The sequence below is a fragment of the Streptomyces sp. NPDC001020 genome (assembly GCF_053599115.1).
This window is the reverse complement of record NZ_JBSFLQ010000008.1, coordinates 159,043-170,887: the sequence shown is the minus strand read 5'-3', so window position 1 is coordinate 170,887 and position 11,845 is coordinate 159,043. Positions and strand designations below refer to the sequence as shown.

14 protein-coding genes are annotated in these 11,845 nt (G+C 69.0%); 8 read left to right on the top strand and 6 right to left on the bottom strand.

The features are described 5' to 3' along the window. Positions 1-254: 254 nt before the first annotated feature. Complete coding sequence (locus ACWDEX_RS10085) at positions 255-1,031, top strand: TrmH family RNA methyltransferase (RefSeq protein ID WP_450462793.1); 777 nt, start codon at positions 255-257, stop codon at positions 1,029-1,031. A gap of 154 nt (positions 1,032-1,185) precedes the next feature. Here ACWDEX_RS10085 and ACWDEX_RS10080 read toward each other — a convergent pair whose 3' ends face one another. Then, positions 1,186-2,109, bottom strand: a complete 924-nt coding sequence (locus tag ACWDEX_RS10080) for a LysR substrate-binding domain-containing protein (RefSeq protein ID WP_450462792.1) — start codon at positions 2,107-2,109, stop codon at positions 1,186-1,188. 71 nt (positions 2,110-2,180) lie between these two features. On the opposite strand from ACWDEX_RS10080, the gene ACWDEX_RS10075 reads away from it, so the two are divergent. After that, a complete protein-coding gene (locus tag ACWDEX_RS10075; RefSeq protein ID WP_450462791.1) occupies positions 2,181-3,263 on the top strand; it encodes a YeiH family protein in 1,083 nt (360 codons plus the stop codon). A gap of 220 nt (positions 3,264-3,483) precedes the next feature. After that, positions 3,484-4,281 carry a DUF5707 domain-containing protein gene (locus tag ACWDEX_RS10070; RefSeq protein WP_450462790.1) on the top strand — a complete coding sequence of 266 codons (798 nt, stop codon included), beginning with the start codon at positions 3,484-3,486 and terminating at the stop codon, positions 4,279-4,281. Between the two features lie 473 nt (positions 4,282-4,754). On the opposite strand, the gene ACWDEX_RS10065 is transcribed toward ACWDEX_RS10070, so the two are convergent. The 5 genes from ACWDEX_RS10065 to ACWDEX_RS10045 all read right to left on the bottom strand — a co-directional run bounded on the left by ACWDEX_RS10065 (position 4,755) and on the right by ACWDEX_RS10045 (position 8,829). Next, on the bottom strand, positions 4,755-5,321 hold the full coding sequence (locus ACWDEX_RS10065) for a Uma2 family endonuclease (protein WP_450462789.1): 567 nt from the start codon (positions 5,319-5,321) through the stop codon (positions 4,755-4,757). A gap of 164 nt (positions 5,322-5,485) precedes the next feature. After that, positions 5,486-6,217 carry a DUF4365 domain-containing protein gene (locus ACWDEX_RS10060; protein WP_450462788.1) on the bottom strand — a complete coding sequence of 244 codons (732 nt, stop codon included), beginning with the start codon at positions 6,215-6,217 and terminating at the stop codon, positions 5,486-5,488. A gap of 564 nt (positions 6,218-6,781) precedes the next feature. Beyond that, the gene (locus tag ACWDEX_RS10055) at positions 6,782-7,255 is read right to left on the bottom strand and encodes a hypothetical protein (RefSeq protein ID WP_450462787.1); all 474 of its coding nucleotides are present in this window, start codon (positions 7,253-7,255) and stop codon (positions 6,782-6,784) included. A 243-nt stretch (positions 7,256-7,498) separates the two neighbouring features. Beyond that, a complete protein-coding gene (locus ACWDEX_RS10050) occupies positions 7,499-8,059 on the bottom strand; it encodes a GNAT family N-acetyltransferase (protein ID WP_450462786.1) in 561 nt (186 codons plus the stop codon). Next, complete coding sequence (locus tag ACWDEX_RS10045; RefSeq protein WP_450462785.1) at positions 8,056-8,829, bottom strand: GntR family transcriptional regulator; 774 nt, start codon at positions 8,827-8,829, stop codon at positions 8,056-8,058. Before ACWDEX_RS10045 ends, ACWDEX_RS10050 begins: the two co-directional genes overlap by 4 nt. A 476-nt stretch (positions 8,830-9,305) precedes the next feature. Here ACWDEX_RS10045 and ACWDEX_RS10040 point away from each other — a divergent pair, with 476 nt between their 5' ends. The 5 genes from ACWDEX_RS10040 to ACWDEX_RS10020 are packed head-to-tail and all read left to right on the top strand — an operon-like array spanning position 9,306 to position 11,812. After that, positions 9,306-9,569: a DUF6284 family protein gene (locus ACWDEX_RS10040; protein WP_450462784.1), complete on the top strand. Its 264-nt coding sequence runs from the start codon at positions 9,306-9,308 to the stop codon at positions 9,567-9,569. Next, on the top strand, positions 9,566-10,099 hold the full coding sequence (locus ACWDEX_RS10035) for a hypothetical protein (RefSeq protein ID WP_450462783.1): 534 nt from the start codon (positions 9,566-9,568) through the stop codon (positions 10,097-10,099). Before ACWDEX_RS10040 ends, ACWDEX_RS10035 begins: the two co-directional genes overlap by 4 nt. Beyond that, positions 10,096-11,106, top strand: coding sequence for a DUF2637 domain-containing protein (locus ACWDEX_RS10030; protein ID WP_450462782.1), 1,011 nt, complete (start codon positions 10,096-10,098; stop codon positions 11,104-11,106). The genes ACWDEX_RS10035 and ACWDEX_RS10030 overlap by 4 nt, the downstream gene beginning before the upstream one ends. Continuing rightward, the gene (locus ACWDEX_RS10025; protein WP_450462781.1) at positions 11,106-11,480 is read left to right on the top strand and encodes an RRQRL motif-containing zinc-binding protein; all 375 of its coding nucleotides are present in this window, start codon (positions 11,106-11,108) and stop codon (positions 11,478-11,480) included. The genes ACWDEX_RS10030 and ACWDEX_RS10025 overlap by 1 nt, the downstream gene beginning before the upstream one ends. Then, entirely contained in the window at positions 11,450-11,812 is a 363-nt protein-coding gene (locus ACWDEX_RS10020) for a DUF6251 family protein (RefSeq protein ID WP_450462780.1), read from the top strand. The genes ACWDEX_RS10025 and ACWDEX_RS10020 overlap by 31 nt, the downstream gene beginning before the upstream one ends. Positions 11,813-11,845: the final 33 nt, after the last annotated feature.

The window sequence follows — 11,845 nt, the reverse complement described above, 5'->3', positions numbered from 1 at the left end:
CGCCGCTTCACGCCACCCGGGACGAACGCCGGACGGCCGGTGGTTTTCCGACGCCTACCGGCAGGACGTGCACGCCGCCGCGCGGGCGGTCCCCGCGCGAGACCCGCATGTACCCTGGCCACGACCGCGAGCAGTGCACCAGAGAAAGGGGGCGGAGGATCGGAGCCCGAAAGGCGCCGTGATTCCCACCGCCGATGCCGTCCATCCCACGGGTTGGTTCGCCCAAGGAAATCTCCAGCCCGAGCAACCCCCACGTGAAGGAACTCGCCGCCCTCCGCCGCCGGCGGAACAGGCAGAACTCCGGAGTGACCCTCGTGGAGGGTTATGAGGAACTGGACCTCGCCCTGCGCGCCGGTGTCCGCCCCCGCGAGCTGTACTTCTGCCCGGCGCTGACCGACGGATCGGACCCGAGGAACGTCCTGGCCCGTGCCGCCGAACAGGGAGCCGCCCTCTACAGCCTCAGTCGGCAGGCCTTCGACAAGGCCGCCTACCGCGAGGGCCCGGACGGCTGGCTCGCCGTCGTGCCGGACATCGAGACCGACCTCTCCCGCATCGAGGTCGACGACCGGGCCCTCTTCCTCGTCTGCGAGAGCGTCGAGAAGCCCGGCAACCTGGGCTCGATGCTGCGTACCGCGGACGCGGCCGGTGTCACCGCCGTCATCTCGGCCAATCCCGTGACCGACTGGGGGAACCCCAACGTGATCCGGGCCAGCAAGGGCACGGTGTTCGCCGTCCCGATCGCCTCGGCCGGCTCCGAAGAGGTCATGAACTGGCTGGCCGAGCACCAGGTCAACGTCGTCGCCACGACTCCCGACACGGATGTCCTGATGGCGGACCTCGACATGACCGGGCCCACGGCCATCCTCGTCGGCAGCGAGAAGTACGGGCTGTCGGACCAGTGGCTCGCGGGCAGCCACACCAAGGCGAAGATCCCGATGTTCGGTCAGGTGGACTCGCTGAACGTCGCGGTCTCGGCGGCCCTCTTCACCTACGAGGCCGTACGGCAACGCATGGCGTCGCGGCGGCGCTGAGGGACCGCATGCCCGTGCCGGGGCGCGCTCCGCTCCCGGCACTCGTTGTTCTCCCCCGCTCAGCAGCCCTTACGACCTGGGGGCAATAGGGAGCGGCGTCGCGACGCCCGGCACGGCCGCTCCTTCACCCACTCCCTATTGCCCCCCCAGGTCGTTAGGCGGACCGGGCCACCCCGAGCAGTCTCAGTGCCGCCTCCGGCAGTTCATGACCTTTGAGCCACACCGCGTGCAGCAGCCTGCGCAGCGGGACCGCCGGGTCGACCTCGACCTCGACCAGGCGGCCGTGGTCAACGTCCTGGCGAACGGCCAGCGCGGAGAGCACCGCGGGGGCAAGGCCCCGGGCGACCGCGCTGCGCAAGGGCGCGGTGGAGCCCAGTTCGAGGACCGGCGCGGCCACACCGTCGTACGGGCGCAGCGCCTTCTCCAGGGTTTCGCGGGTGCCGGAGCCGGGCTCGCGCAGCAGCAGCGGGGTATCGGCGAGTTCGCGACCGCTCAGCGGACGGCGACGCCGGGCCCAGGGATGGCCGGGGGCCACGACCACGGCGAGGCGGTCCCGGCCGACCACGGCCCGGTGCAGGTCGTGCGGCACCCAGGGGCACTCGACGAAGCCCAGGTCGCAGTTCCCGCGGCGCAGCGCCTCGATCACCCCGGAGCTGTTGGTGACGGTGAGCCCGACGTGGGTGTCGGCCTCCTCCTCGCGCAGCGCGACCAGCCAGCCCGGCATCAGTTCCTCGGCGACGGTCAGACTCGCGGTCACCAGGAGCCGGTGTTCCTGCCGGGAGCGCAGCGCGGCAGCGCCCTCGACCAGTGCCTCGGCCTGTTCGAGCAGGGAACGCGCCCAGTCGCCGACCACGGCACCGGCCGGGGTGAGCCGGGAGCCTGAGGTGGAGCGGTCGAGCAGCCGCAGGCCCAGGCGTCGCTCCAGCGTGCGCATCCGGGCGCTCGCGGAGGGCTGGCTGATGCGCAGCCGCGCGGCGGCCCGCCCCAGGCTGCCGGTCTCGGCGACGCAGACCAGCAGTTGCAGGGCGTGCAGATCGGGGAGCGGTCGCGGATGCGCGTCGGCGGACTCAGGGGTCATAGGGGGACTCTATGACCTGCCCGCGAGATCGCGTCTAGCGGGCGCCGCTCACCCGGCGCAGGCTGAAAATCATGGTTCTCACCGGTCCCCAACGGCGCACGTTCGTGCGCCGCACCCCGCCCCCCGCTGCCCCGCGCATAGAACGCGTCGTGCCGGGCCTCGCGCTCGCCGCTGTCGGTGTGGCGGCGGCCTTCGGAGCCCACGCGCTGGTGCCCGCCGTGCCGATGCTCACCGCGGCCGTGGTGCTCGGTGTCGTCGCGGCGCATCTGCCAGGGGCCGCTTCTCTCGTACGCGGTGTCGCCCGGCCCGGCCTGTCCATGGCGGGCAAGCGGCTGATGCGGCTCGGCATCGTGCTGCTCGGCCTGAAACTGAGCCTCGGCGACGTGGCCGGGCTCGGCTGGCAGGCCCTGGTCATGGTGGTCGGGGTCGTCCTGGTCACGTTCTTCGGGACACGGTGGCTGGGCCGCAGGATCGGCCTCTCCGACGACCTGTCGCTGCTCGTCGCCACCGGCTACTCGATCTGCGGCGCCTCCGCGATCGGCGCGGTCAGCGGCGTGCTCGGCAAGGACAAGGGCGACGAGCGGCACGAGGCGGAGGTCGCCTCGTCGGTCGCCCTGGTGACGCTCTGCGGCACGCTCGCCATCGCCGTACTGCCACTGCTCAAGACCCCGCTCGGCCTGGACGCGACGGAGTTCGGGCGCTGGGTCGGCGCCGGCGTGCACGATGTCGGGCAGGTCGTCGCCACCGCCCAGACCGCCGGGCCGCAGGCGCTGACCGAGGGGGTCCTGGTCAAGCTGATCCGGGTCGCGATGCTCGCGCCGCTGGTCGCGGGAGTGGCACTGAGCCGCCGCCGCAAGAACGCCGGGCACCCCGTGAACGGCGACGGCCGCCGGCCCGCCCTGCTGCCCCTGTTCGTCGTGGGATTCCTGGCGATGGTCGTGCTGCGCAGCACCGGACTGCCCGGCAGCGGAGTGCTCGACGCCGCGGACACCGCGCAGGAACTGCTGCTCGCCGCCGCCCTGTTCGGCCTCGGCAGCGCCGTGCACCTGCCGACCCTGGCCCGTTCAGGCGGCGCGCGAATGGCACTGCTCGGCCTGGGTTCGTGGCTGGTCGTCGGGGCCGCAGCGTACGCCGGAGTCATCCTGACGACCTGAGGCCCCGTCGCGGCGATGCATCCCTCGCCAGGGTCAATGAGTGGCCCCGTACCTCCCACGTACCCACCGCCCCAGGCTGCGGAGACACGGAGACGGTGCCGACCGAGACCACAACTGACACCTCGCCGCCGCACGCCGCGACTTTGTGGACAACCTTTCACGTTCACGCCAGGTCTGGTCTGTCGGGCCAGTAGACCCACAGATCAGACTTGGGGAACACATGCGTATTCGTGCCACTGTTGCCGCTGTTTCCGGCGCCCTGACCCTGTCCGCCATCGCCGTGCCGGTCTCTCAGGCGAGCAGCCCTTCCTACGCGCTGACGGGAGCGAACGCCGCCCCGGTGATCAGCAAGGTCGTTGTGAACAGTGGAAAGCCGATCGTGCTCGGTACCACCGCCACCAAGAAGGTGACGGTCTCCGTCACCGCGTCCCACTCCTCGGGTATCAAGGACGCTCTCTCCTACATCTGGCGGGGCCGAGACAGCAACCCGAACCTGTACGGCTTCGGGTTCCACCCGGACGCGGAAAGGGCCAAGTGCAAGGCCGCGAACGCCACAACCTCGACCTGCACCCTCACCATCACGGTCGATCCCGGATACCTGTGGAACACCAACGCCACGAACTGGCGGGTCTACGCCGGCGCATGGGGCAAGGACGGGAGCTTCACCGAGAACGACACGTTCTCCTCGGTCAGGTTCCAGCGGCTGTCGCGGCTGACGGCCGTCGCCTCGCCGACGTCGGTGAAGAAGGGCAAGACCGTCACGGTCACGGGCAAGCTGACCCGCGCCAACTGGGACACCAGGAAGTACGCGGGCTACACGGTGCAGCCGGTGAAGCTGCAGTTCCGCAAGAAGGGCAGCAGCGCCTACACCACGATCAAGACGATCAAGACCAACAGCACGGGCAACCTGAAGACCACGGTCAAGGCGTCCACGAGCGGCTACTACCGCTACTCCTTCGCGGGCACCACGACGACCCCGGCGGTCAACGCCACGGGTAGCTACGTCGGTGTGAAGTAGTCCCGCAGCGCGCGATAGCGAGAGAACCGAAGGGCCCGGCAAGCCGGGCCCTTCCTGCGTGATCAGGCGACCGTCACACCTGTCGAAGGACGGGATGCGGCGCATGGGCGAGTTCTTCGTACCGGCTCCCCCGGACCCCGGTCCGGCCCCACTGAGACCGGAACTGGACCCTCGACAGCCGCGCGGCCCGGTCCCGCTGGCGTCGCCGCATCCGCTGAACGAGAAAACCCCAGCTCAGACACTGCCTGGGCTGGGGTTTGAAATGGAGCCGCCTTCGGGGTTCGAACCCGAGACCTACGCATTACGAGGGCTGGTGGGGGTCTGCCGGGTGGTTCCGGACAGTGCTCCACTGTCCGGATCTGCCTGGTCAGAGCCCGTGGCAAGTGCCCCACGGCCTTCTCGGTGATGCTCCGTGCGGCACCGTCCGCTCACGCATCGCTCCCGCTCAGCGTGCCCGCTGAGCGGCGTGTGGGTCAGATCTGGCTGAGGTCGATCTCCACCGGGAAGGGAGCCGCAGCCTTGACCACGCCCGTGAACATGTCACCCTCCCGATAGGTCTTCGTCGCAGGGTCGAGGACGTAGGTGTACACGAGAGGAACGCCCGTCGCGGCCTGCTCGATCCGCCAGTAGAAGCCGATGTCTGCCTTGGCATACTGGTCGACCTTCACGATCCGGTCGGTCGTCTCCGAGCCCGGCGAGACCACCTCCGCCACCAGCAGCACGTGCTCGGGCCGAGTGGGCGTGACGTCGATCGTGTCCGCGCGGTACACCACGACGTCCGGGCGCCGATTGGTCAGCGGGACGTCCTGGAGCCGAACATCGAAGTCCGTGTCCGCGTTCCAGTCCGGGCCCGCGGCGGCATCCAGGGCGTTCGCCAGAATCCGGGCCAGCCGGTTGTGCCGCTTGGACGCACTCGGGCTCACGACGACCATCCCGTCAACGATCTCGATGCCGGCGCACTGCTCCTCGGACCAGGACTCGTACACGTCCGCCGTGATCTGCTCGTGCATCCACGCCGGGGCCACCATCTCCGCCGTCATGAAGCACCTCCTGGGCACAGTGTGGGGGGCCCGCTCCCGCCCGGTTCAGCGTACTGTCTCCAGCCCAGCAGTGAGGAGCGGTACCACGTACACCGCCTGCGGAGGCTGTCGTTCACCATGCGACGACTGCGATGCGGATGTCTGGAAGCAGACTCTCCCGACAATCAGACCGGATCGCTCTGCTCGATCGGCCGACGCCACCACTCAGTGGATTTGAAACAGCTCAGGAGCCAATGCGCTTCTGCTGCGTCGAGGATGACATCGCCGACGTGCGGGATCGGCCGAAAGCGAAGCATCTGCTCCTGAACGGCCACAGGTTCCCAATCAAGGTCGTGATGAAGCAGTACAGCGCACGGTTCCCCACGACGCTGCCAGAAGACCATGGGTTCGTCGCAATCGTTCTCGAATGGTTTGACGATGTCGTCCGGAGCAAACTCGACATCCGCCATGTCCGCCCAGCGGCCAACGCCCTCCCGCTCCCGAACCAAACGGTGGCGCATGCTCTGCACGAACAGGTCGAGGTTCTCGTCGCCAAGCAGGGAATCCCGGGAGACGACGATGGACTTCGGCATCTTGCGCAATGCGTCAGCCCGGCGGAGCTGGCGGGTCGCATTGGCCCAGAAGAGGCCGCCCCGCTCGGGATCGTAGACCACGCACAACACGGGAAGGCTGCCGTCGCGCCAGTTGTCCCTGTGATCGCCGACAGGTACGCGGTGCCCCCTTCTGGTTCGCGTCGAGACTCCGCCTTTCACCTGTACGGCCACAGCGTCTTCCGTCCGCCTCCCGTTCTGAACGAAGGTGACGTACAGGTCCTCGCCGTGGTCGTTACCTCCGTCGATCTCCTGGACGATGTGGCCGTGTCTCTCCAGCAGAGAACGCACCTCGTTCACCGCCATGCGACCGATTCGCCGGGACTCAGGGACTCTCGGCATGTTCCCCCCTCGCGGTATGCACTTGTCAGGCTATGCCTGTCCCCTGACAACCTTGACCATGATCCGCTGAAGCCCGACAAGACCGCGCCGGTGGCGAAGGACTAAGCGAGCTGAGGGAGACGGCGCCGAGGCCGACGGCGCCGCATCGGCGACGCCTTCACACCCCGCCCGAAACCCACAGCTGAGACGACGGACAGCCGCGCGGAGCACGCCCGCCGTCGCCGCCGTGTCCGCTGAACGCAAAAACCCCAGCTCAGACATTGTCTGGACTGGGGTTTGAATGGAGCCGCCTTCGGGATTCGAACCCGAGACCTACGCATTACGAGTTGTCGGCTCTTGGTCCGGGGACGTCCGAGCCTGTCCTGCAAGCAAGCTCAGCCGCTGGTCAGGAGGGCTGACGGATGTCGGTGGACTCTGGCGGTCGCCACTGGATCACCTGACAATCGAGACCACCATTGAGCCCACCTCGCGACCAGGCGCCGCAAGTCCCGACAACGCCTCGAACGCAGCATCCCTACCGCACTGCCATCAGTAGTTGCGATCCACGAGCAACTCCTGTTTGTCCCCTGCCTCGCCATGAATCTGGACAAAGACTGCTGGCGGCTCATCCTCTTCACTCCGAGCGGTCTCTTCCAGGAACGTCAGCAGCCGCTCGGCGGCGTTTAGCTCGAACCATTCCGATGCGCCTGGAGCCACTGCCAGCCACCGATCGGGAGTGCAGAGGGCAGGCACGAACACCTCTAGAACGAAATGTCCCTCCGCCTGATCGCCGTCAGTTTCACGCACCCGAGCGCTCACGATGTCCGTGGCTCGCACCCACATGCTGGTCAGTGGGTTGCGCGCTTCCAACCAAACGCGCGGCTTGGCGTCTGCGGGCGTCTCCAGGACTGCATACGCCACGGCAGCCAGCCCCTCCCCGACCGCGTCCGTTAAGTACGCATCGCCTGTGCGGTTCTGGGCGCGCTTGGCCTGCTCCGCCGCCTTTTCTCCCCATGCCGGCACGGGTCCACCCTCTCCTCTTGATACTTGTCGGTCCTGCTCTCCCCCAGTAGCAGGCACGGAACACCCGTCGAGGCCGATCAGTCCGGATTGACTGCCCGTTGCGCCAGCCGCCCTGAGCGCTTCCTTCAGGCATGGTGAGACGCCTAGTTGGTCGCGCCACAGAGAGGCCCCGCCAGGTACCTGGCGGGGCCTCTCTCCTAGATCCAGCCCGTGATTGCGCCTGATCCTGCATCGCTGTCGACGTCAGGCGGCACGCTCGGGGGCTGCCGTTTCATCAATGAATCCATGCTCTGCGGGGCCCGACGCTCGCTGCGCAAGCCACCCTGACACCCTCGGTCCGCCATTCACCGCGACACCCTGACTGACTGTGCGGACATGCTCGAACCCGTGGCGCAGGTAGTACTCCTGTAGAGCCGTATTCGTCGTCCAGGCGTCCAACCTGAGCCACTGGATGCCAGCAGAGTGCGCGCGGTCGCCCGCCCAGTCGAGGAGGCGCCCACCGATGTCCTGCCCCGCGTGAGTCCGCGCAACGGTCAGCTTGTTGATGAACAGAGAGGGCTCCCGCAGTTCGGCTGCGTCCCAGAGCCCTTCCTCGGCTTCCGGCGTCAAGGTGATCGTGGCCGCGGTGTGGTCTCCGTCGCGCACCATGAAGACCCAGCCCGCCTCGATCGTGGCCAGCAGCTTGTCGGCCGGATACGGCCTCTGCCATTGGTCCGTGCCGAGGCGAGACAGCCAAGCTGCCGCCTCCTCTCGGAAGGCGAGCAGCTTGGCCAGGTCGCGCGGTTCTGCAGTGCAGATTCTCACTGGGGTTCGTTCTCTTCCCGGCCGGACAGAGTGCCGATCTCGTAGTTCATCTGGTTGAGGTCGCCTCGGAACGTGGTCACCGTGCACCGGATCGGCCGGTCCTCCGAGTAGCCCGTACGTGTCCACAGGAGGACTGGTACGCCGGCTCCGATCTCCAGGAGGCGGGCCTCTTCTGGTGTGGGCATCCTCGTGGCGATTTCGTCGAAGTAGCCGACCTGCTCGATCCCATGCGATGCGAGGTACCGCGTGGTCCCCTCCTCGATATCCCCAGGCTGCGCCAGACGCGGGGAGAGGTCGGCCAGCCACCCCGGGTACCAGGTCGCCTGAGTCGACCACGGAACGTCGTCGACGTACCGGTGACAGAAGCGGAGGACTGTCGTAGACCCGGATTCGACCTTGAGCCGCTCCGCGACGTCCGAGGACGCCGGGGTCATCTCGACGCGGAACGTCTGGTGTGGACGCCGGCCCGCGTTGGTCACGTCGGTGCTGTACGCGTCGCCGTTCTGCGGGAAGGTCAGGTTCTCGAACCGGGACGCGTTGAGCTTGAACACCTCGTGCTGACGGACCTCATAGCCCAGCCCTTGGCTGGAGGACACCAGCCCCTGGCTGACCAGGAGGCTTAGCCCGTTCCGGACGGTGTTCCGTGAAGCGTCAAACCGCTTCATCAGCTCGCTCTCTGACGGCAGCCGCGCGCCCGGCGCGTACGTGCCGCTGTCGATCTCTCGACGCAGGGCGTCGGCCACCTGCCGGTACTTCGGCTGCTTGCTCATGCCCTCATCATGACGCACTCGCTCAACTTGTTGGTACATGTGGGCCCCAAACGCTTGACGACTCACTGTCCGTGGGTGCAGCATCACTGCATCAGCTTGTACCAACAAGTTGAGCAAGCGGTGCAATTCCCTTGAGTTGCCTCCGCCTGCGCAAACGGGTGCCGACTTCGGATTCGGCACCAAGGGGCCCGGGACAGATCGGGCCGAGGGACCCGGACTCCTGGTCATCCGGAGGGCTTAGACCGAAAGGTCACGTCTCCATACGCCTTCGCCAGGAGCTCGGGTTCCTGAAGGAGACACCGCACTGCCTCACCTAGCCGCAGTTCATCTGCTGCGGCCGGTTGCCTCCGCCGCTCGTCTCGTACGAGCGGCGCTGAGGGGAGCCGGATCGACCGACTTCAACGGCGTGCGGCCCCGGTGTTCGAGCACCGGGGCCGCTGTTCGGGCCGTACCACCTGCTAGGGAGAACACGACCCATGAACCACATCGTCACTGTTCAGGACGCTGTTACCGCGTTCGCCGACTTCATGGAGCCCACCGACGCGGAGCTGGACGCCATCGAGCGCGAGATGCCCGTCATCCGCGCGGAGATGGACCTGCTCGACGCGCAGATCATCGTCATCGACCGCACCCCGACCGAGCTGGACGAGCGCCGCATCCGCCGCGCCCGCCGGCGCGTGCTCGCCGCCCACCGCGACCAGCTCAACGGCACCACCGTGCAGACGGGCGGTGCCGCGTGATCCGCATCGTCACGAAGAAGCGACTGGCCCTGCTGGAGGCCGACACGGCGGCGGCGTTCGAGCGGGCCCAGCGGGCGAAGGAGACCGCGCTCCTGGACGCTGCCCGGCACGCCGCCGCGCTGGCCGAGGTCACCGAGCGCGCGGAGCGGGCCGAGGCGACCACGGACGAGGTGGGCGCGATCCTGTCCACGGCCATGAAGGAGCTGAGCGCGGCTCAGCAAGACCTTCTGCTGAAGGACATCGAGCTTCGGCGCCTGCGGGACGACCTCGCCGAGGCGCTCGCGGCGGGCCGGGACGTTCACGTGCTGCTGCACTACGGCACCCCGGTCATGGTCTACCGCAGCCGCGAGGACGCCTACGCCGACACCGCCACCCACGGCGTGCCGGCCGACGTGACCTGGAAGCCCACTGGGCAGCGGTTCTGGGCCGACGCGGAATGGTTCGTCACGACGTTCACGTACGACGCCGACGCGCGCGGATTCCGGGGGGCGCTGGAGCCCGTCGCGAAGCCGGTGAGGGGGGCGGCGTGAACACTGTTCAGACCCGTTCAGCAGAACGCGCCCTGTCCGGCGGCACGTGGCTGATCGTGTGCGGGGCGATGCTCTACTCGATCCTCACCGTCACCCCGCTCATGGCAGAGCACACCTCCCCGGAGTGGGCGTGGACGGCGCCGATCCTGCCGCTCGTCGTGGACGCCGCGGTCGTCATCGTGGTCAAGCTCGACGACGTGCTGGCCCGCCTGGGCGGGGACGGTGGCCGCTGGCCGCTGGTCCTGCGCTGGATGACCGGCCTGATGACCCTGGCCCTGAACACCGCCGACTCCGCACTGAAGAAAGACCTGGTCGGAGTGGCCGTTCACTCGGTCGCGCCGCTCCTGCTCATCGTCACCGCAGAGACGAGCCTCGCCTACCGGCGGGCCATCGCCGCCGCACAGGCCGCCCAGGACGCCGAACGGAAGGCGGAGCGGGAGAAGGCCGCTCAGGCGGCCCGGGAGCACCAGGAGCGGGCCCGCGCGGAGGCGCGCGAGGAGCGCGAGCACGCCGAGCAGCTCGCCCGTGAACAGCGCGAGCACGAGGCGCGCCTGGCCCGTGAACAAGCTGAGCGGGAGGAGCGCCGGCACCGCGAGGAGCGCGAAGCCCGGGAGCGGGCCGAGGCTGCCGAGCGGGAGGCTCGTGAACGCCGTGAACGCGAGCGTGAACAGAATGAACGCGACGCCCGCGAACGTGAACGGCAGGCCCGCGAGCGTGCCGAAGCGGAGCGCCGCGAGCGTGCTGCGGCCGTGGAGCGTGAACGCCGTGAACGCCAGGAGCGGGCCGAGCGTGAACGCGCCGAACTCCTGAACCGGGGCCCGGCCGAGGAGAAGCTGCCCGAGGACGAGGCGCGCCAGATCGTGGCCGCCGCGTTCAAGGCGGCTGTCTCGGTGCGGCAGGCGGCGGAGCTGTGCGGCTGGTCGGTCGGCTGGGTCTCGACCCGCTACGCCGAGCACCGCGACCCCGACGCCGGGCGCCGTGCTGATCTCGCGATTGCGGCTCAGTGATGGCCGCCCTGCCGGTGTACCGGTGGCGACTCGCCCCGGACGGTTACGCCACGCGCCGCCAGCTCCGCGCGCTCGGGCTGCGTCCCGGGGGTCAGGAGGTGGCCGCGCAGATCGAGCGGCCCCGACGCCGTCGCGGCCCGCTGGTCGCCTACCTATACCGCGTCGACCGCGCCAAGCCGGTGCGTCCGATGACGCCCGGCCGCCGGGCGGCTCTGGCCAGGGCCAACGCCGCCCGCCGCACCTGCCCCCAGTGCCACAGGGACGCGGGATACGTGATCCCGTCCTCGCTCGGCATGTGCTCGACCTGCGCCTTTCCCGACGAGACCGCCCCGGAGGGTGCGTCATGGAACAGCTCCCCGCACAGCGCCCGTTGACGGTCGTCCAGCTCCCCGACGGCCAGCACGTCTACGCCGACCCCGCCAACCTCCCCGCCCCTCAGAAGCCGACCGGCCCGCAGGTGGTGCACATCCACCAGGCCGCCCCGGACCGCACCGTGCAGCGCATCGCGCTCGGCTCCGGTGTCGGCGCCGGGACGGTCGCGGCCGGCGTCTACTTCGGCCCGCTGCTGGTCGGCGTGCTGACCGCGATCGCGGCGAACCTGGCGATGCTCGCCTTCATGGTGCTCATCCTCGGATGGGGCGTCGTGACGGTGGTCCGCGCTGTCGGCGACGGCACCTCGAAGAAGGGCCGCCGCAAGTCCCGTTGACCCTCGCGGCCGTAGACGGCCCGCAGAGCGTTC